Raw genomic sequence first — 20,662 nt, forward strand, 5'->3', positions numbered from 1 at the left:
TGCAAACAGCGCCAAAAATTAACTCTTGACGCCATAGTCTCTTGTTAAAGTGCGCGGTTTAATTTTTCTTCGGGGAAGTCATGAAGTTACTGTATTGGCTCAATGAAGCTTTATCGCTTTCTCGCCCAGCGTTACAAGCTAGATTACCGTTAACAGGCTCGAACCTGATTGATGATGTATTTATACGTTACCAGCTGGTGGATCTTGACCAGCCGTTGCTATTTCTATTTTCACCTTCGGGCAGTAATGTACGTCAGCAAGAGTTGCATGCTGATTATGTCCCTTGGGGTTATGATTTCGCTCAGCAGCAACAGGTTAATGTGATTGCTTTTCAGCACCTAGGAATGACGAACTGGTTTCGTAGTCCGAGTTTAATTGATTTCCTTGAGCAACTTGCGCCATTGCTGACCCCGTTTCCTCTGCGCTTAGGTTATGGCTTAAGCCGGGGTGGGTTTGCGATTGGGGCGTTTGCAAATTTATTGCAGCTTAATCATGTGCTGCTGTTTTACCCAGTAAGTACCAAAAATAAGCATCGGGTGCCCTGGGATACTCGTTCCAGTACCGAGGCGGCCCAAAAATTTGATTGGCAGGGGAAATTCCATGATAAAGACCTAGGTGATGCCCAAGGCTATATTATTTACGACCCCACCGACTCTATTGATGCCCTGCATGCCCAACGTTACCCAGAGTTAGTTCATGTGCCAATTTCAGGAATGGGACATGGTATTCGTTCAGATGATACTGAAAAGTTACGTTTTTATAACTCTATTGCTGAGCAATTCATCAACGAACAAAAGATAGATGTTGATGATTGCCATAAACAATCTCAGCAATGGTTTTTAGAGAGGAAAGAGCCCGAATAAGCGGGGAAATACACGGTATTTTTAAACACAATTGCGTAATGCAATTTAGATGGAGGATAAATGAAGTTACTGTATTGGCTGGATGAATGGGCGTCTCTTTCCAAAGACGAACAACAGGCCAAGTTACCGATGTCTGGTGAGGATTTACTTGACGACATTTTTGTGAAATATCAATTTGTTGATTTAAATAAACCCTTGTTATTTACCTTCTCACCAGCAGGGACGAATTTACAGGAACAGGACTTAGATTCGAATTTTTCGCCTTGGGGCTATCGTCTTGCGCAAAAGCAAGAGGTTAACATTATTGCTTTTCAGCATTTAGGGAAAAGTAATTGGTTTCGTAGTCGCAACTTAATTTTCTTTTTAGAGCAATTGTCCACGTTGTTGAGTCCATTTCAGTCTCGACTAGGCTATGGATTGAGTCGTGGTGGATTTGCGGTGGGCGCGTTCGCCAATTTATTAAGGCTAAATCAAGTTTTGCTTTTTTATCCGGTGAGCACTAAAAACCAACAGATTGTCCCTTGGGATAACCGATCGAGCACCCAACTGGCACAGCAATATGATTGGCAAGGTGATTATCACGATCTTGATTTAGGGGATGCGAAGGGGTACATCATTTACGACCCGACGAATCACATCGACCGATTGCATGCGAAACGCTACGCCCAATTAACTCACTTAAGAGTGTTTGGTATGGGGCACGGAACTCATGCTAATTATCTGAATCAATTTGGCTTTTACAAGCAAGTGGCGGTGGACTTTATTCAGAATCAACATATTGATATTGCTCAGTTTCGACATCAAACCAGGGCTTTGCGCTTTAAAGAGGATTACTATCAGTGCCTGAATAAAGCTAATGCAAATTCTAGGCATCGTTTAGGGTTGCTGAGTACCGCTCATCATGCCTTAATGGCTGAGAAGAAAGCGCATATTAAGGAACATCAAACGAGTATTGATATTCAGCCTTTGCTGGATATTGCCGTCAAGCATCAGGATGAAAACCCACAAGATGCAGTACAGCTATTGGAGCTTGCGCAACAAATCGTGCCCGGCGATCCTATGGTTGAATATAAATTGCAGCAACTGCTTTGCTAAATGCTGGTTTAGTTGACAGAAAAAAGCGCCAACGGCGCTTTTTATGATCTGGATGTCACGAAAGTTAATTTCAGGCTTAAACCGCCATTAAGCCATTCGTTTTTTGAGCGTCAATATTTGCAGCGATTTGGTCGCCCATGGTGATTAATTTATCTAAAATTCGCTCGCCATCGGCGCGAAGTCCGTTGTGCTCATACTCATTGGTGATCCACTCGGTTGAGTTTGCTATTTGCTTCAGGGTCGCGCGGCTAATATCCATATCAACAAACATGTCATCAGCGTAAACCGCGCAAGTGATCGGCACCTTATTTTGCGCTAGCACTTGCGGATGATACAGTGCAGGCCAATCATTTTTGGCGGCCAGTTGCTGTGCTGCCGCTTGCAGTGGTTTTAAGCAAGCGTATTGTTCGAACATCCAAGGGAAAACCATTTCACCGGTAAATAAGAAAGTCTGATTCGGCTGGTAATCAAAGACTTGATACTCTTGGCGAATGCGTTGCGCGGACCAATTTGAAGCGCTGTGCTGACAGTAAATCGACTCATGCAAAATGGCGTAAATAGGGTTAGTTTGAAATGCTTGTTGCATAAGCATCTGATGAAGAAACTCATAGCTCAAGACTTCTTGTCCATCGACCGTGATCAACGCGTTTTCCAGTAGGTAATAAGTGGGCAGAAAACTGTCACTCATACCAAAGTTGATGCCGATCTGCTGAAACTGTTCAACAGTAAATAGTTGGCCATTGGGTAAGTGAACCTGATGGTTAAGCAGATGATTAGCAATACGCTGACATAAGGTTTGCGCTTGGGGGAACTGAGCAAAAAAGGCGTGGTTTTTCTCCAAAGTACGAGCAAACGTCGCGCGGTACACTTCATCAGCATGAGCGGTGAGCGAGGGTACGCCACCGGTAATGTAGGCGCGTTTTAAACTCTCTGGATAGAGAGATAAATAAGTAAGCGAGCAAAAACCACCGAAGCTTTGCCCTAAAATCACCCATTGCTTCACTCCGAGCGCTTCACGAATGGCTTCTGCGTCGCGCACGATATTATCAGCACGGAAATGACATAAATATTCGGCTTGTTGAGCTGCGTTCATGGTGGATAAGGTTTGGTGGGAGATCACCGAGCTATTACCCGTGCCACGCTGGTCAAGAAGCAGTACTTGATAATCTTGCAGCGCCCGTTTTAACCAGCCAGATAAACCATTAGGGCGCGGCGCAGGGAAGCCAGGCCCACCTTGGAAATACACCAACCAAGGTTTTTGTTGCTCGCTATCAGAGACTAAACGAATCGCCCGCGCAAAAACCGAAATCGTGCTTGAATCCGGGTCGCTGTAGTTTAAGGGCAGGGTAAAGGAGTGTGGAGTGTACTGCACGCCATTGTCAATAAAAGCAGTCAGATCTTGCTGCATCACGATTCCTTGTTGATTATGGTTATTTTAAATGACAGGGTCACTTTTAGCGAATGATTCAATTCATCAGCAAGGGTATAGCAGTTTTCTGCTCGGTTCAAAGCCTCTGCGTCCGTCAACCTGATCTTAATCACGTAGAAAATAAAAAAGCCAGTCGCAAGAGGCGGCTGGCTAAAAATGTGAACAAAATCTATTCACTAACAACGTCAGTTGGCTAGGTGATCCTCGGCTTAAAAGGATCATTCTATATAAAGCATTTAGCGTGCCAACTTTTTATGTGGGGTAATGCTCATAAAATCGGTGTTTATTTGAGTTTAATATCGTTTTGTTTCATAGTTTGCTTTGCAAAATGCAATTGATTTTTTGTTTTGCGATTTTTATCTGATGATCAATCGAGTCAGAGTTTAGTCATCAATCTGTAGAGTGTGGGTGACTTCCTTGAATTGATTTTATGATCCGTTTATACCGAGATAGTTGATTTGATAAAGAGAATTCTTGCCTTATGAATGAATTTGAAAAAATGACCTTAGGTTTAGAGCATGATTCAGATAGTCCGGAATTTGCGATACTAAGAAACCAAGCTTTTGATCTACTTAAAGAGATAAATTCTCGTCAGTTTGCTGCGGCTCGGCCCTATCTTGAGAAATTATTCAAGCAGATCGGTGATAATACGGTGGTTTGCCCGCCGTTCTTTTGTGAGTACGGGAAAACCATTTCCATTGGCAGCGAGACTTACATCAATATGGGAGTGACGATGTTGGATAATGCACCGATCACGATTGGTAATAACGTTTTAATTGGTCCTAATAGCCAATTTTATACGCCGACCCATTCGCTCGATTACCAGCAGCGGCGTGGTTGGACTTTTCAGTGCGCGCCAATTGTCATTGAAGATGATGTTTGGATTGGAGGAAATGTTGTTATTTGCCAAGGCGTGACGATTGGCGCTCGTTCAGTGGTAGCAGCGGGAGCTGTTGTCACCAAGGATGTTGCTCCTGACACTTTGGTTGGTGGTGTCCCAGCTAAATGGATCAAGACATTAAAGCAAGTTGAACAATAAAAATAGGGAGACGAAAAGTCTCCCGTTTGGATCTGTCTTTTTCCTGTCGTAAGCGACAGCGGTGTTAGCTACGTTGATTGATTAACCCAAATAACGCGACACTAAATGCGCCTTGAAGTGTATTGGGTTAAGTACCTCGCCTGTGGCTTGTGTCACCAATTCGTCAGTTGTCAGTAGGCTTCCTTTGCTCCAAATATTGTCACTCAACCAGGTAAAGATAGGCCTGAGATCTTTACGAGCAATCGCTGCTTCTACATCAACACCTTGTTTCATCGTCGCCATAAATTGCGCGGCATACATAGCGCCAAGCGTATAAGAAGGGAAGTAGCCAAAGCTGCCGTCTGTCCAGTGAATATCTTGCATACACCCATTTTGATAGTTGCCAACGGTGGAAAGGCCAAGATAGTCGCCCATTTTTTCATTCCATAACTCTGGTACATCCGTGTGCTTGATGTGGCCGTTCATTAGATCACGTTCAATCTCATAACGTAAGATAACGTGAGCTGGGTAAGTCAGCTCATCAGCATCAACGCGAATGAAGCCTTTTTCCACACGGGTGTAGAGTTTTTGGAAGTTATCAGCGGCGAACACGGCACTTTCATTCGCTGAGAAATGTTGCTGAGCTAGAGTGGCTAAATGCTCAATAAATGGCGCGCTACGGCCCAACTGCATTTCAAAAAATAGCGATTGAGATTCGTGAATGCCCATTGAACGAGCGTGACCAACCGGATTGCCCGCAAAGGCTTTGGGTAAGCCTTGCTCATAACGCGCATGGCCGGTTTCATGGACAATGCCCATTAACGATTGAGTAAACTCAGCTTCATTATAGCGGGTGGTGATCCGTACATCACTCGGTACGCCGCCGCAGAATGGATGTGTGCTTTGATCTAATCGGCCATGGTTAAAATCAAATTGCAGCAGTTTCATGACCTCTAAGCCAAGTTTTTTTTGTTCACTGGCTGGGTAATGGGCTTTAGGGAGAATGACTTGCTCACTGCGCTGTTTTTCTAAGACTTGCTCAATTAAGCTTGGTAACCAGCTTTTTACATCGGTAAAGACCTTATCCAGCGCTTGGCTATTGGTTCCCGGTTCATAGAGATCAAGCATGGCATCGTAGCGGCTTAAGTCGGTGATATCTGCTCGAATTTGCGCTTCTTCTTGAGACAGTTTGACTACTTCGGCCCAATTTTTTTCAAAACCAGTCCAGTCGTTATTTTTACGTTGACTGCGCCAAGCGTGCTCACACTGCGAGCCTGCTAGGGATTGCGCTTTAACCAAAGATTCTGGTAGTGCATTGGCCAGTTGCCATTGACGATGCATTTCTCGCCAAGTGGCTTTTTGCTCTGCGGTTTGGAGTTGTTCTTGGCTGCGAGCGAACCACTCGGCCAGTTGCGGCTCGGTCAGTAACTGATGAATATGAACGGATAATTGTGCCATCGCTTCGGAGCGAGCTTGAGCTCCGCCCGCGGGCATAACCGCAGCTTGATCCCAGCCACAAATCGAGCTGAGATGTTGAAAATGGGCAATTTTTTTAAAATGTTCAATCAGAGCGGTAAAAGCCATGTTGATTTCCTTATTCGATGATGCTTTGGCTCACGACGGAGAATACGTGGAGCCTTGATTTGCAGTGCTAGAAAACAGAGTCTATAGAATAGGGGATTCTGACTGTGCTGGCTAATCGTTGTTGTTTAAGCTCAATTAATGAGTCTGATACGCGCTAAATTTCTATCCCTAGTTGATGATCCGTCACTGTCTTCTGTCTGAAGTCTTGATTTACATACGTTATCTATTATTTTCCTTAGCCAGTTCTGTGTAGGTTATATGGAAGAGCTTAATGTCAACGAGAAAAAATTAACTGAGAAGTGGCTCACTAATAGTACAAATAGGTTGCGAAGATGTTCAAATTTGTTGTGTTTTTATTTCTGAGGTGAATGTAAAGGTATTACTATCTTTTCGTGCATAACAATAATGAACGCTACAGTGGAGGTAGACATGAATGCAATATTCCTGATGCTGATGGGCTTAGGTGCCATGGCGCTGGGTTACATTTTTTATTCGAAATTTATTTGTGAAAAAATTTTTAAAGTCGACCCGCATTTTCGAACCCCCGCCCATGAAATGAATGATGGTATCGATTATGTACCAACCAATAAATACGTCTTATGGGGGCATCATTTTACATCGGTTGCTGGGGCTGCACCGATTATTGGTCCTGCCATTGCCGTGATTTGGGGCTGGGTTCCAGCCTTTATCTGGGTCGTTTTTGGCACGATTTTCTTTGCTGGGGTACACGATGCGGGAGCGATTTGGGCCAGTAACCGTAATAAAGCAAAATCGGTCGGTGCGTTAACTGGCGATATTATCGGTCCTCGTGCACGCAGTCTGTTTATGATCGTTATCTTCCTTGTACTACTGATGGTCAATGCGGTATTCGCAGTGGTCATTGCCCGTCAGTTAATCAGCTTTCCCAGTGCGACTATCCCTGTGTGGGGAGCCATTTTGGTTGCGTTGGTGATTGGTCAGTTGATTTATCGTCGTTATATCGGGCTTGCGATGGTCTCACTACTAGGAGTCATTGCTCTATATGCAATGATTTATGTTGGCCCTATGATGCCACTTTCTTTACCTGATACTTTGATGGGTTTGAATCCTACACAGAGCTGGATCATCATTCTGTTTGCCTATGCAGCTATCGCTTCTTTATTACCAGTTTGGATGTTACTGCAGCCAAGGGATTATATTAACGGTATTCAATTATTCATCGGTTTGTTTTTAGTTTACGGGGCGGTTTTATTCGCCGGTCCTGATGTGGTGGCTCCAGCGTTCAACACCAATTTACCAGAGGGGACGCCATCACTGATCCCATTGCTGTTTGTGACCATTGCTTGTGGCGCGATTTCTGGTTTCCACGGTCTAGTGGCAAGTGGCACCACGTCGAAACAGTTAGATAAAGAACCGGATGTCCGTTTTGTTGGTTACTTTGGCGCGATTGGTGAAGGTTCTTTAGCGTTAGCGGCGATCATTGCGGCCACCGCAGGTTTTGCGACTTTAGCTGATTGGCAAGCGGTTTATCATGGCTTTGGTCAAGGTGGCGTGGGCGCGTTTATTAATGGCGGAGCTAATATCTTACAGCAAGGTTTGGGATTAGATACCACGCTGTCACAAACATTATTAACTGTGATGGTGGTTTTGTTTGCTGGCACGACCATGGATACTGGCCTACGTCTGCAGCGCTATATTTTCCAAGAATGGGGCAACATTTATAACATAAGTTGGATGCAAAAAGCCCTGCCAGCAACCTTGCTCGCGGTCGGTTCATGTGTGTTACTCGCCTTTGGTGCTGGTGGTGACGGCTCTGGTGGTCTACTGATTTGGCCGTTATTTGGTACCACTAACCAGTTGTTAGCAGGCTTAACACTATTGGTGATTACCGTGATGTTGGTGCGTTTAGGGCGTCCGATGTACTACACCTTAGTTCCTTTGGTCTTTTTACTGATCATGACCACCTTAGGTTTATTGATCCAATTAAAAAGTTTTTACGATAAGCAAGATTGGTTCTTGTTCACACTCGATATTATCGTACTTATTGCCGCAATCTTGATTACCTTAGAGTGCGCTTCTGCTTTGAACAAATTGATTAAAAGTAAGAAAGAGGCAACGATAAATGAAACTGAGTAAGATCCGTGCTTGTTTTAAGCTCGCTAATCATTACGCAGAAGAAATTTATAATGCGCCGTATCGTTCGGCTATTGCTCGCGCTAAGCGCGAGCAAGACGATTTGTTTATGTTGTTGATTTTCTCGGAAATGATGGGCGTGCCTAATCCCGCCAGTTATTACACACTTGAATTACAACCGTTATTAATGGAGCGTTTTCATGATTGGCATCTGCGCATGGGCATGCCTCATTCGCCCTTAGATCAGTTTCGTTGTTGCTGAGTTCTGGGCCATCATGCAATCACAGATATTTAATCGAGAGGAAAGAGTTGTGTCGTTATTACTCAACACTCAACGGGTGATCTTAGTGGGTGGTAAAGGTGGAGTAGGAAAAACCACTACCTCTGCGACCTTAGCGTTACTTGCGGCAGAAAGAGGGCGCAAAGTCTTAGTCGTCTCAACTGATCCTGCGCACAGCTTAGCCGATGCTTTTGATCGCCCCATTGGCGATAAAATCACTCGTATAGCTCCCAATGTCGATGGGTTAGAAATTGATCCCGATGAAGAGGTGGTTCGTCACCTTGAGCAGGTGATCAGTCAGTTAAAGCGTTTTACCCGCCCCGAGTTGTATGGGGCTGTTGAACGGCAAATTCGTTTAACGGGTCAATCGCCTGGAGCGCAAGAAGCGGCGTTATTGGAATGCATAGCTCGTACATTAGAGCATGGCTTGCAGCACTATGATTTGGTGATTTTTGATACCGCGCCCACTGGCCACACTTTGCGTTTACTGGCTTTACCGGAAGCGATGGCGGCTTGGACACAAGGGCTGCTCAAGAGTAATCAACAATCGGATAAATTTGGCAAGGTGCTTGATCACTTAACACCGAGAGCAGGCAAAGATATTGCTAACCCTTTGGTCAGCCCAGAAGAGCATGCCACCAATGGTCTTGATGAGCGACATAAGGCGATTGCGGAAATTTTACTCAATCGCCAACGTTTATTACAGCGTACACGTGAGACATTTCTCGATAGCAGCATGACTTCGATTCTATTTGTGCTGACGCCAGAAAAACTGCCAATATTAGAAACCGTGCGTGCCGTACAAGCACTCAGTGAGGAAAAACTACCGGTGGCAGGTATCGTTATTAATCGTATTTTACCCATCGAAGCCGATGGCACTTTCTTAGCTCAGCGCCGAGAGCAAGAAAAACAGCATTTACAAGAGATTAATCGCCAGTTTGCTCATCTCAATCGTTATCCGATTCCTTTACAAGCTACTGATATACAAGGGGTTGAGCAGTTACTTGCCTTGAGTGAGCGTTTTAGTGAAGCCGGTTTTTAAATCCCTAAAGTGCGTAAAAAGTAAAAAAATATTACAGACAAGTGATTCACTCTCAGGTATAACGATTTTGTGATCTGAATCGTTCAGCTATTCAGCATCACAATGATGGCTAGGGAAGGCAGAGTATCGGTGATGTTCATCACTGGCTCACTGTCTCTACGCATTTGTTATTGATGACTGGTGTGAGAGATTATGTATATTCAGAATTTTGAAGCGTTTTTAATTGCGATAACCATTTTAACCTTAACGCCGGGTTTAGATACCGCGTTAGTGATCCGTAATACCTCGCGAGCGGGGATGGCGGATGGTTGCGTGACCAGTTTGGGGATCTGCGTCGGTTTATTCGTTCACGCTACGTTTTCCGCGATAGGCATTTCGGCGATTCTGACTCAATCTGCCGAGTTATTTCAATTGATGAAAATGGTTGGTGCGGCTTATTTGATCTGGCTGGGGTTGTCGAGTTTGCGTGCTTTAGCAAAATCACCGAGTGGTGTTGACATTGTGACTTTGCAACATGCACAGTTAAATGTTCGTCGTTCACTACGTGAAGGTTTTCTCTCTAACGTATTAAACCCGAAAACGGCGGTGTTTTACTTGGCTTTTTTGCCGCAGTTTATTAATCCCGAACATTCGCCGCTTTTACAGTCGTTATTAATGGCTGCGATTCATTTTGTGATTGCAATGCTTTGGCAGTGTGGGTTGGCTGGAACGTTGAGTTCGGCAAAAAATTTACTGAAAAATAGTGCATTTATGCGTTGGATGGAAGGGACAACCGGGGTGGTTTTGGTCGGATTAGGCTTTAAATTAATGACGGATGACATTGAGTAGCCATTAATTTTTGAACAACAAAGGGCTTGAGAATATCTCAAGCCCTTTGTTGTTTTATTGTTAAAGTTAATCGTAGCAGTAAAAAGAGTAAACTAGGCTTTGACTTTAATGGTGGTTAACGCTGGTAATTGCGCTTCAAAATAGAGTTTAGTTTCAGCAATCACGACATGACGTAAAGCGATTAAGCCAATCAGGTTAGGGATCGCCATCAAGCCATTAACGATATCGGCAATAATCCAGATTAAATCAAGATGTAAAAAGGCGCCGGAAGCAATTAATCCGATAAAAATCACTTTATAAGGCAGCACAGCCTTGGTTCCCCATAAGAAGACTACGCAGCGCTCACCATAATAATTCCAACCTAAAATCGTTGTAAAAGCGAAAAAGATCAATCCAACAGAAACCAGTAATGGTCCAAGCGTCTGGGCATTAAGCCCCGTGGCAAAGGCATGCGTTGTCATCGCTGCGCCCGAAAAATCGCTTTGCCATGCACCAGTTAAAATCAAGGCTAGACCCGTCATGGTACAAATGATGATCGTATCAAAGAAGGTGCCTGTCATCGAAATCAGACCCTGTTTAACACAAGAGTCTGTTTTTGCTGCCGCTGCCGCCATTGGCGCACTGCCTAAGCCGGATTCGTTGGAAAATACACCACGTGCAATCCCCGACTGAATTGCCAACATAATACTGGCGCCTAAAAATCCGCCGCTCGCTGCGGTTGGCGTAAAGGCGGAAACCAGCACCAGTTGAATCGCTTCTAGTAGTTTGTCACCATTACTGATGATGACACTTAAACACGCAACAACATAAAAAAGCGCCATGATAGGTACGACTTTACCTGCGACCTTAGCGATGGATTGGATACCACCGACAGTGACGAAAGCAACAAGGATGGTCAGTACGACAGCGGGCATCTCTCGTGGCACGCCAAAAGAAATTTGAGTCGCGTCTAAAATGGCATTAACTTGTGGAAAAGTACCGATCCCAAAACAGGCGACACCAAGTGCAAAAACCGCAAATAAAATCGCTAACGTGTTTGACCCAACTCCATCACGCAGATAATACATCGGTCCGCCAACCATCTGTCCTTTGTCATCGACTTTACGGTATTTAACGGCGAGTAGACATTCTGCGTATTTGGTCGCCATACCAAACAAAGCCGCTAACCACATCCAAAAGAGTGCACCAGGCCCCCCTAATTTGATTGCGGTTGCGACGCCAACAATATTACCAGTACCTATGGTGGCAGAAAGTGCTGTACATAGTGCAGCAAAGCTGGATACATCACCTTGTTTATCATCGGGCTCTTTACTGAACACCATTTTGATAGCAGAGGGTAAGTAGCGAAACTGAAGTAAGCCTAGGCGAAACGTAAAATAGATTCCGGTTCCCACTAGGAGGATAAGCAGTGGTGGACCCCAAATAAAGTGGTCAATAGTTTGTAGCAGTGTTTGTAGATTGGTCATTATTTCCCCTTAATAGTGTCAACATAAGGAGAAGAGGAAAGGGGGCTGAATAAATATATTCAGTCAAACTCACAGCGAAAAAGCAACGCACAAGAAAACCATGTCACGATACCCGTGGTAACCGCCATGTTCAGCATTGTATTAAGCAAAATGAGCAAAGCCATAAGGCTTAGAATCATAAAACCTTTCACTCCTCTGTCCTTTTGCCTGAGAGTTTCACTGTACTGATGTATCCAGCACAGCTTGCTCCTTCGGCGACCGATTGAACGGTTCTCTCCAGAGGTTCCTCCAACAACAGTCCTCGCTTTTATCTTCAAAAAAGAATAAAGCACCTGAAAGATTTACTTCTTCGGCGGGTATAGTTAACTAAGTGTTGTAGTTTAGTTAATAACCACTCTCCTGCTGTCTTCAACGGAACAATTATCTAGTGTTACAATAATTTGCTTGGCGATACTAACCAAAATAAAGTGTGATGTCATCTACAAATTTAATGGTAAATGATTTGGGATTGATAAGGTGATTAAGAGCAAAAAGGTCGCGTTGTTCGAAAAAGCGCCGTCGTCAATGTGGATCGAATTAAATTATTGACATAACAGCAGGTTAATTCATTTTTCTTTGACCCATTTAGGCTGATAAATGGTATAAAATAGCAAGCAGCAACTGGCTTGAGAGCTACACTTGTCTTACCGCATATTATTGAAGTAGGCAAAATAAAACCGGAGCATACTATGACCAGATTAATTTTTATTGGGGTATTGATTGTTCTTGCTTTTCTTTTAATCCGCTATGGAACTAATGAGAAGCTTCAAAAGTGGGTGGTGATTGTTTTATTATCGGCTTTTGCTCTTTATACCGCTTCGCTTGTGGTTACTGAATTAATTCGCTGATGCTAAATTGGGAGTCAATGTGAATCAAAAAAAAGCAGATGAGGATCAAGATGTTGTCGTCATCGAACAGCGTGACAAACGCAGTTATCTTTATATCGGGTTAGCGGCAGCACTAGGGTTAGCATTAGGGGGATTAGTCGGTTCGTCAGTGACGGAGACTAAATGGCAGTCGGCTTATGCTGGTTTGCAGGTCAATGTACAAGCATTACAAGACAATGCTAACGCATTAAAAGAACAAAGCGCTCAACAAACAGAGCAACAAGAGCAAGAGTGGCAAGCTAAATTACAAGAGCATCTTGATCAGCAAAAAAGCCAATATCAAGAGCAGCTAGATCAATTAGAAAAACAAATAGCAGAGTTAGAAAAAGTTAACTTATCGTTGGATCAGCAATTAGCAAAGCAAAACCATGCATTGCAAAGTGCTGATGAGCAAAATGCACGTTTACATCGTCAGGCTGATATGCAATCGATACTTTTTGAGCGTTCACGAGAGTTATTTCAAAAAGAGCTAAAGATTAAGCAAGAAGTTGAACAACTACAAAAAGAGCAAAAGCAGTTGCAGGAAGCCTTGCCCATCTTGAAAAAAGAGTGTGATGTTTATTTAAAAGGCCAATCTTGGGATGCAAAATCCGATGCTTGTGATAGGCAAGATGCAGCGAGTTCAAGATTAAGTCAAGTGGAACAAATGCTGCGAGTTCATCAACTGGATTTACAAGAAATCAAATCATTATCGGCTGAAATAGGTTTGTAGCATCATACGGTCAAAGACCGAAAAATCCAGCCTCTATATTGATAGAGGCTGGATTTTTAGTTATTCACGAAAGTTATTATACTGGAAAGGTTGTTCTAGGTTGCTGTCTTTTAAAAAGGCGATCACCGTTTGTAAATCATCGCGTTTTTTACCGCTGACTCGAATTTTATCGCCTTGAATAGAGGCTTGTACCTTGAGCTTGGCGTCTTTGATCATCTTGACCACTTTCTTGGCCAGTAATGATTCGATTCCTTGTTTAAATACAACATCCTTGTACCAGTTTTTACCTGAATGAACTGAGTCTTTTAGCTCCATAGATCGTGCATCAACACCGCGTTTGGCTAAATTGCCGCGCAGGATATCCAACATTTGATTAAGTTGAAAATCATCTTCAGCGGCCAATTTCACTGTTTCGTCTTTAAGTTCGAAACTGGCGTCGACATTACGAAAATCAAAACGCGTGGCGAGTTCACGATTAGAGTTATCTACCGCATTACGTAGTTCTACAGTATCAACTTCTGAAACAATATCAAAAGAAGGCATAATGAAAATTCCTTATCTTATTGAGCACGTCGAGTGGTTATTGCTTGAGCCAGGCGAGTAATCATGGTTGCCGTATCATCCCAGCTTAAACAAGGATCAGTAATCGACTGACCATAAGTTAAATTAGTTAAATCACACATGGACTGATTGCCTTCGATGAGAAAACTTTCAGCCATAATACCCGCTACCTTATGGCTACCGGATTCAATTTGACGACAAATTTCTTCAGCAACCTCAAGCTGCTTACGATGCTGTTTTTGACAATTAGCATGGCTAAAATCAACCACTAATCGTTCAGGTAAATTAAATTCAGCCAACTGAGCACAGGCGCTATTAATTGAATCGATGTCAAAGTTAGGACCACTTTCACCACCACGTAAAATGACGTGTCCATATGGATTACCGCTGGTGCGATAGACGGTCATGCGCCCATTTTTATCGGGCGAATAGAAATAGTGTAAGGCGTGAGCTGCGCGAATCGCATCAATAGCAATTTTGACGTTACCATTAGTGCCATTTTTAAAACCGACAGGGCAGGAAAGAGCGGAGGCCATTTCTCGGTGAATTTGCGATTCTGTTGTGCGCGCTCCAATTGCTCCCCAACTAATAAGGTCGGCGATATATTGCCCCGTGATCATATCGAGAAATTCGGTCGCGGTTGCCAATCCGAGTTTATTGATATCGAGTAATAATTGGCGTGCTTTGTTTAAGCCCGCTTCCAACGCGTAGGAGCCATCTAAATTAGGATCGGTGATCAAACCTTTCCAGCCAACCACGGTGCGTGGTTTTTCAAAATAGGTACGCATGACAATGAACAGTTGTTCACTATACTGTTGTTGTATTGCGCTTAATCGACGTGCGTATTCTAGTGCTGCATGGGTATCATGCACAGAGCAGGGGCCGACTATCACCAATAAACGATCATCTTGACCTGATAGGATTTGTTCAATTTGTTGACGTGAGTGAGCGATGCGCTCGGCAACCTCATCGGTAACCGGATGTGCAAGGCTTAATTCAGCCGGCGTTGGCATTGGGCCAAGGGCTTGAGTTCTTAATTCATCAGTTTTTAATGGCATCATATTGCCTATTTTTTTATTGCGAAGCGCTAAAGATAACGAATTTAACCCAGAGAATAAACCACTTAGCAGAAATGTGGATGATGAAAACTGTAAAGGTGATTTTTTATTCTCTTTTTATGAATTAATATTGATTTTTGCCCTTGTGTTTGGTCAATGAACTCGGTATTTTCGTCCTACAGTAATCAACAACAGATGGAGCCGTTATGAGTGTTGTATCACCTTCTTCAGTAAATAAGCCGTTTGAGCAAGGTAATACCTTACCTCAATGGTCTCAACAAACCTTGAGTTCAACCTTGTTTGTTGCCATTTCGGAGCTGATCGCAGATAGCATTTTTTATTATCCTGGTTTGGTCACGGATCAAGATCAGTTATCCGAGCTAGAGAAAAGTTCTTTACAGGCATTATTAAATGATCAAACGATTGCTGAGCATTTTGTTGATACGTTAGTGGAGCGAATTGAACAAGGTATTCAGCCACATCACCAAAGCATTCGTATTTGTTTAAGTAGTGCTGATAGTGCACAAAGCCGTACTTTACTGGGCGGAGAAAAAGTCGCGGTTGAATCAAATCCGGCGCTTGGAGTTCGAGGTGTCGCTCGATTAACGGCCATTGAATACGCTGATGCATTTGAGTTGGAGTGCAACGTGATCAAAAGGTTGATCAGTAAAGGGCATCCTATTGAAATCGTCGTGCCTTTTGTTCGCTCGTTGAGTGACGCCGCCGCAATTATTGATAGCCTCGCCGAACAAGGTTTACCGCGTGGTTTACATGGGTTAAAGGTATCATTTGTTTGCCAAGTGCCTTCCGCTGCACTATTGGCAGAACGTTTACTGGCTTATTTTGATGGGATGCTATTGGATTGGGACTCCCTTGCCCAATTTACCTTAGCGGTTGATAATAGTGCCGATACTCTTGTTGAACGCTATCAACCCAGCGACAATGACGCCGTGTTTCAGTTAGCCGAAATGGCCGTTAAAATAGCCCATCAAACGCAGAAACCGCTGAGTATATTAGTGAGCGAACAGAATGTATCGAAGAAGATCCAGCGTTTTTTATCTGAAGTCGCTCAGCCAGATTCGGTTTATTATTACTGAGTTTTTTCTTTAAAACATTAAGCTAATCAGAAGCCAAGTAAAAATGACTTGGCTTCTGATTTTTTATAACATTTCGTTGACATTTCCTTGGCTATCGAGTGAACTGGTCTGATGAGATTACAGGGAAGTCTAATTATGTTTTCTGCTTTAACCAAAGCCAATTTCTATCTTAATTATTTCGGTATTTTTAAGGTACCCCTTATTTGGTATTGTCGACCTAAAATCCTGCTGTTAAATGATCAAGCGGTTGAAGTCCGTATTCCGCTGAAAAGAAGGAATAAAAATCATCTAAATAGCATGTATTTTGGCGTACTTGCCGTAGGTGCGGATGTAGCTGGTGGCTTTATGGCCATGCACAAAGCTCAGCAGCGTGGAGAAGTTATTTCTTTAGCATTTAAAGCCGTCAAAGCAGAATTTTTAAAAAGACCGGAAGGGGATGTCCACTTTCATTGCGTCGATGGCGCTGCGATTGATGCCATGTTGGATGAAACCATCGCTACCGGCCAACGCGTAAACCGAGAGGTCAAAATCGTCGCCACTTGCCCATCACAGCATGGTAATGAGCCAATGGCAGAGTTTTGGTTAACGTTGTCTGTTAAAGCGGTGAAATCAAAATAATCAGCGTAAAGAGAGTGACTTAATCTAACTCAATTGCTTCAATGTCGACAATTTTGCTCCGGTTAATCACGATTTTCCAACGATAATAACGGGCGGCTTGCCGATGGTCTTTTTCTTTTACAATTAAGTTAATCAAGTGGCGTTTCTCGACCGCTTCCCGACTGACTTGACCATTGCTGAGTTGATAAATACGAGTCGAGCTTTTATCAATTAAGCGTGTTAACGGACGTAAATCGATCATCATCGCTTCACGGGTTTCTTCATAACCGCTCATAAAGCGTGATGTTGACATATCGACTTCCGAGCGATAGTGAAGAATTTGTTCTTCACGATGGACAATCCGTTTCTTACGAATGGCTTGAATTTTTTCCGGTAACTCAGATAACGATTGGTAATCTAGCCATTCATCTTTTTGCCCAACCTGAGTCCCTGTCGTTGGATCAAAATAACGTCGCCGCCATTTGGGCTTGCCTTTACGGATCCAGCGCCACAGTATATTGCGTAAATCATCTTTAAATATCTCACGCAAGGCATAAATAAACGACATCGCAATGATAAAGGAGGCGGTAATCTCTCCTAGATAATCACGAGCGACGATGGCAGTAAGTGTTACCACGACCATGATTAAGCCTGTGACGACCCCTTTAACCACCCGTTTGACGTTATTGCCCAGAGAGGTCACTTTTTCATTAAGAATGATCGGATGTTCAATAAGACGCCGTAATAAACGCATCTTATTACTCAGGCGGGTTACATCCGTGCCAGCTTTTTCGGAGTTGTAATGATTTAAGGCCCGATGAGCCTGCTCTTTTTCAACTAAGGTGATGAGGCGTTCTTTAATGGTTTTATAGTCATTATCACGAGTAAGGTGAGCGACTATCGACAGAAATTTTTGCTCGGTATACCAAGAAAGATAGTTATCAATATTGGCGTAGTAACGTTTAAGGTTCTCATCGTAAGGAATGGTTCTACGTAATCGTTTTAGAATATCGAGCGATAACTCGATAACCGTATCAACCTCATCTGCGGTGACGGTGTCACTGGTTGCATTAAGCTGATTAACGGCTCTATCTAAGGCGATAACATATTGATAAGCAAATAAACTCAAACTTACCCGATATTGAGTTGATGAGAGTCGGCCGCGTTGTGCTAATCGGCTATGGACAAGTGGCAGCAGAATTTTATCACTGTAATAGGAGCGCTTTTGATGAATGGAGCTATAAAAGAACTCCGACTCTGAAATGATTTCTGGGCTAAGCCCTAATTCCCCAGGAATAAAAAGATAAACATCCAAATCGAGTTTTTTACTGCCTGACATTTGAGTGGCAATCCTCAACGTGACAGCGTCGTATTTATCTACCGTGATCAACGAAAGCTCCTGAAAAATTGCTGAATTTTATCGATACAATTGCGAGAAAGGATAGCAGAGATCACGTATAATCTCTGCAAATTTGCTGTGAGACAATTCTACATGATTAACATTGGCCAAATTAATAGCTTAGAAGTCGTAAAAATCACTGATTTTGGTGTTTTTTTAGATGCGGGAGAGTTCGGTACCACTCTATTACCTAAACGTTATGCACCACAAGGCGTAGAGCTAGGGCAATTTATTGATGTGTTTCTGTTCTTTGATTCAGAGAATCAATTAGCCGCGACAACAGAGACACCTATCGCTCAAGTCGGAGAGTGGGGATTAATGAAAGTCGTCGGTGTGAATAATACCGGAGCATTTGTTGATTGGGGCATTAAAGATAAAGACTTACTGATCCCCTACAGTGAGCAACGTGCGCGCTTTAACGAAGGACAGACGATTTTAGTTTATGTTTATACCGATAAAGCGTCTGGCCGTATTGTGGGTACCACTAAATTTAATAAATGGTTAGATAAAATACCAGCGCATTATAAGGTTAACCAGCCTGTTGATTTGATTATTGCTGAGCGTTCAGAGCTGGGCTTTAAAGCAATCATTAATGGAGCGCATTGGGGGATGATTTTCCCATCGGATGTGTTTGGAAAACTGTTTATCGGTAAAAAAATCAAAGGTTATATCAAAAGTATTCGTCCTGATGGCAAAATCGATCTGGCTCTTCAAAAAGTCGGTGTGGAAAAAATGGATGAGTTAAGTAGCAAAATTTTATCCATGTTAGAGAAAAAACAAGGCTTTTTACCGCTTAGCGATAAATCGACTCCAGAAGAGATTTTTGCCACTTTCCGGACCAGCAAGGGTACGTTTAAAAAAACCATCGGTGGTTTATTTAAGCAAGGAAAGATTGTGATTGAAAAAGACGGTATTCGTCTCGTTTAAGCTAGATTGAGTATTGTTGACCAAAAAAATGGCCCAAAACAGCGTTAGGTTTTGGGCCTTGGGAAACGCGCCAGAAGGGGAGTTAAGCGCGATTTACGGCTATCCCCTTGGTTTGGCTATTATGTGGGGATATTGATAAAGTATAGACCAGTGCCCACTGTTTGATACTTATCATTCCTTAACGCGCAGCAATGCTTTTAAATCCGTCTATTAATATCATCAGTGTGGAATGTTCATTGGCTTTAAAACAGATTTTTATCGCGCACTAAATCTCGTGGTAAGCCATTTTTGATCCGATTACCGACCCATTTCCCTAGACCAATCACATCGCCTTGATAACAAACGATCACTTCACCTTGACCTGTCGTCTCTTCTGGTCGAACATCACGCCCCATAAACCAATCACGAGCTTGATCTTTATCTAATTCAACGGATTGCGATTCTTGTCCGGTTGCCAGTGTTGTAGCGACTTGATGTTGCCAGCGATAGCCCCGTTTATGTTGCTCCGCAATTTTTATCCCCATTCGAGAAAAACGCAGCTCGCCGAGTAGCGATTCTAAAGCCGAGGGAAAGAGCCAGATGTCACCATCACGTGACCACACGTGGCTGTCTTCTGGTAAACGAATGTTCAGTGCATGATATAATTGTTGCTCAATCTCAAGGCGTTGTGCAGGGCTAACTTTAACAAATGGGAATTTACCCAAGCGTTTTTTTACAGCAGGCGTTTCCACTGACGCTAATTTAGTGATTTTAGCGACGAAAAATCCTTCACAGTCATAAACTTGTGGGAAAATATGCAAAAAACCTTCTTCAGTAATGGCCTGTTCAGCACTCGAGAAAAGTTGATCGAGACGAGTGAATGTGACCGCGTCACCATAAGTCTGTTTCAAATGCCAGCAGACGTCTTGGTTCTCTTCACGGCTTAATGTGCAGGTTGAATAGACCAACACGCCGCCAACTTTGAGCGCTTGAAAAGCACTTTCAATTAACGACTTCTGGGTTTGCGCGATACTCATTACCGAAGCTTTGCTCCAGTTTTTCATCGCATCAGGATCTTTGCGTACAGTGCCTTCACCAGAACAGGGAGCATCAAGCAAGATTGCATCAAATTGCTCAGGTAACCAACCACCAAAGATTTGGCCATCGAAATTAGTCAGAGCGCTATTACGAATACCACAACGTTCAATATTGGCGTGTAAAATTTTCACTCGACTGGCCGAATATTCATTTGCTACCAATACGCCTTGATTATCCATTAACGCTGCGATTTGTGTTGTCTTGGATCCCGGCGCTGCTGCCATGTCTAATACATACTCAAAAGGCGTGCCAGATTGCATAAATAGGGCAGAGACGGGCATCATTGAACTGGCTTCTTGGATGTAAAATAGGCCCGCCATATGTTCTGCGGTATTGCCAAGTGGAACCTGTTCTTCATCTGCAGTAATCCAAAATCCACTCTCGCACCAAGGGATAGGTTCTAGGTGCCATCCCTTTCCTGCCGCTCGGGTTTGAAAATCAACCACAGATATTTTTAACGTATTAACACGAATACTTTTTCTGAGTGGCCGTTGGCAGGCGGCGATAAAATCGTTCAGGTTGAGTGTTGAGGGCAATATTTCAGCAATGGTAGAGAGGAACTCTTCGGGTAGCGTAACGGTGGAATGCAAA

At 43.3% G+C, this 20,662-nt stretch carries 19 protein-coding genes and 1 riboswitch; of the genes, 12 read left to right on the forward strand and 7 right to left on the reverse strand.

Going from position 1 to position 20,662, the window contains the following annotated elements; genetic code table 11:
• The first annotated feature begins 80 nt into the window (after positions 1-80).
• Together BSR11_RS03355 and BSR11_RS03360 are read left to right on the forward strand one after the other, a co-directional pair.
• On the forward strand, positions 81-863 hold the full coding sequence (locus BSR11_RS03355) for a cytosolic protein (RefSeq protein ID WP_072669076.1): 783 nt from the start codon (positions 81-83) through the stop codon (positions 861-863).
• Positions 864-923: 60 nt separating this feature from the next.
• Positions 924-1,958, forward strand: a complete 1,035-nt coding sequence (locus BSR11_RS03360; RefSeq protein WP_072669077.1) for a cytosolic protein — start codon at positions 924-926, stop codon at positions 1,956-1,958.
• A gap of 76 nt (positions 1,959-2,034) precedes the next feature.
• Here the strand turns inward: BSR11_RS03360 and BSR11_RS03365 are convergent, their stop codons facing one another.
• The gene (locus BSR11_RS03365; RefSeq protein ID WP_072669078.1) at positions 2,035-3,366 is read right to left on the reverse strand and encodes an alpha/beta fold hydrolase; all 1,332 of its coding nucleotides are present in this window, start codon (positions 3,364-3,366) and stop codon (positions 2,035-2,037) included.
• A 502-nt stretch (positions 3,367-3,868) separates the two neighbouring features.
• On the opposite strand from BSR11_RS03365, the gene BSR11_RS03370 reads away from it, so the two are divergent.
• Positions 3,869-4,426, forward strand: a complete 558-nt coding sequence (locus tag BSR11_RS03370) for a sugar O-acetyltransferase (protein WP_072669079.1) — start codon at positions 3,869-3,871, stop codon at positions 4,424-4,426.
• 81 nt (positions 4,427-4,507) lie between these two features.
• Here the strand turns inward: BSR11_RS03370 and BSR11_RS03375 are convergent, their stop codons facing one another.
• Positions 4,508-5,989, reverse strand: coding sequence for a carboxypeptidase M32 (locus tag BSR11_RS03375; protein ID WP_072669080.1), 1,482 nt, complete (start codon positions 5,987-5,989; stop codon positions 4,508-4,510).
• A 429-nt stretch (positions 5,990-6,418) separates the two neighbouring features.
• Between BSR11_RS03375 and BSR11_RS03380 the strand changes: the two genes are divergently transcribed.
• The 4 genes from BSR11_RS03380 to BSR11_RS03395 all read left to right on the forward strand — a co-directional run bounded on the left by BSR11_RS03380 (position 6,419) and on the right by BSR11_RS03395 (position 10,251).
• Positions 6,419-8,104 carry a carbon starvation CstA family protein gene (locus tag BSR11_RS03380; RefSeq protein ID WP_072669081.1) on the forward strand — a complete coding sequence of 562 codons (1,686 nt, stop codon included), beginning with the start codon at positions 6,419-6,421 and terminating at the stop codon, positions 8,102-8,104.
• A complete protein-coding gene (locus tag BSR11_RS03385) occupies positions 8,091-8,363 on the forward strand; it encodes a cory-CC-star protein (protein ID WP_072669082.1) in 273 nt (90 codons plus the stop codon). Before BSR11_RS03380 ends, BSR11_RS03385 begins: the two co-directional genes overlap by 14 nt.
• A gap of 49 nt (positions 8,364-8,412) precedes the next feature.
• Positions 8,413-9,423 carry an ArsA family ATPase gene (locus tag BSR11_RS03390; protein ID WP_208604768.1) on the forward strand — a complete coding sequence of 337 codons (1,011 nt, stop codon included), beginning with the start codon at positions 8,413-8,415 and terminating at the stop codon, positions 9,421-9,423.
• 192 nt (positions 9,424-9,615) lie between these two features.
• A complete protein-coding gene (locus BSR11_RS03395; protein ID WP_072669084.1) occupies positions 9,616-10,251 on the forward strand; it encodes a LysE family translocator in 636 nt (211 codons plus the stop codon).
• A gap of 92 nt (positions 10,252-10,343) precedes the next feature.
• Here the strand turns inward: BSR11_RS03395 and BSR11_RS03400 are convergent, their stop codons facing one another.
• A complete protein-coding gene (locus BSR11_RS03400) occupies positions 10,344-11,717 on the reverse strand; it encodes an alanine/glycine:cation symporter family protein (protein WP_072669085.1) in 1,374 nt (457 codons plus the stop codon).
• 185 nt (positions 11,718-11,902) lie between these two features.
• A riboswitch (glycine riboswitch) is annotated at positions 11,903-12,007 on the reverse strand.
• A gap of 438 nt (positions 12,008-12,445) precedes the next feature.
• Here BSR11_RS03400 and BSR11_RS17250 point away from each other — a divergent pair.
• Complete coding sequence (locus tag BSR11_RS17250; protein WP_167363644.1) at positions 12,446-12,604, forward strand: hypothetical protein; 159 nt, start codon at positions 12,446-12,448, stop codon at positions 12,602-12,604.
• Between the two features lie 19 nt (positions 12,605-12,623).
• Complete coding sequence (locus BSR11_RS03405) at positions 12,624-13,355, forward strand: chromosome partitioning protein ParA (protein WP_072669086.1); 732 nt, start codon at positions 12,624-12,626, stop codon at positions 13,353-13,355.
• A 60-nt stretch (positions 13,356-13,415) separates the two neighbouring features.
• Here BSR11_RS03405 and BSR11_RS03410 read toward each other — a convergent pair whose 3' ends face one another.
• Both BSR11_RS03410 and BSR11_RS03415 read right to left on the reverse strand, forming a co-directional pair.
• Entirely contained in the window at positions 13,416-13,898 is a 483-nt protein-coding gene (locus BSR11_RS03410; RefSeq protein WP_072669087.1) for a YajQ family cyclic di-GMP-binding protein, read from the reverse strand.
• A gap of 17 nt (positions 13,899-13,915) precedes the next feature.
• Positions 13,916-14,974, reverse strand: a complete 1,059-nt coding sequence (locus BSR11_RS03415) for a 3-deoxy-7-phosphoheptulonate synthase (protein WP_072669088.1) — start codon at positions 14,972-14,974, stop codon at positions 13,916-13,918.
• A gap of 206 nt (positions 14,975-15,180) precedes the next feature.
• On the opposite strand from BSR11_RS03415, the gene BSR11_RS03420 reads away from it, so the two are divergent.
• Together BSR11_RS03420 and BSR11_RS03425 are read left to right on the forward strand one after the other, a co-directional pair.
• Positions 15,181-16,071, forward strand: a complete 891-nt coding sequence (locus tag BSR11_RS03420; protein ID WP_072669089.1) for a putative PEP-binding protein — start codon at positions 15,181-15,183, stop codon at positions 16,069-16,071.
• Between the two features lie 135 nt (positions 16,072-16,206).
• A complete protein-coding gene (locus BSR11_RS03425) occupies positions 16,207-16,689 on the forward strand; it encodes a DUF4442 domain-containing protein (protein WP_072669090.1) in 483 nt (160 codons plus the stop codon).
• Between the two features lie 19 nt (positions 16,690-16,708).
• On the opposite strand, the gene BSR11_RS03430 is transcribed toward BSR11_RS03425, so the two are convergent.
• Entirely contained in the window at positions 16,709-18,058 is a 1,350-nt protein-coding gene (locus BSR11_RS03430; protein WP_072669091.1) for a hypothetical protein, read from the reverse strand.
• Between the two features lie 102 nt (positions 18,059-18,160).
• Between BSR11_RS03430 and BSR11_RS03435 the strand changes: the two genes are divergently transcribed.
• Positions 18,161-18,994: a CvfB family protein gene (locus BSR11_RS03435; protein ID WP_072669092.1), complete on the forward strand. Its 834-nt coding sequence runs from the start codon at positions 18,161-18,163 to the stop codon at positions 18,992-18,994.
• 242 nt (positions 18,995-19,236) lie between these two features.
• Here BSR11_RS03435 and rsmF read toward each other — a convergent pair whose 3' ends face one another.
• A complete protein-coding gene (gene rsmF / locus BSR11_RS03440) occupies positions 19,237-20,661 on the reverse strand; it encodes a 16S rRNA (cytosine(1407)-C(5))-methyltransferase RsmF (RefSeq protein WP_072669093.1) in 1,425 nt (474 codons plus the stop codon).
• Position 20,662 lies beyond the last annotated feature (1 nt).

Source organism: Vibrio injensis, assembly GCF_001895205.1.
In the GTDB taxonomy this organism is placed as follows: Bacteria; Pseudomonadota; Gammaproteobacteria; order Enterobacterales; family Vibrionaceae; genus Vibrio; species Vibrio injensis.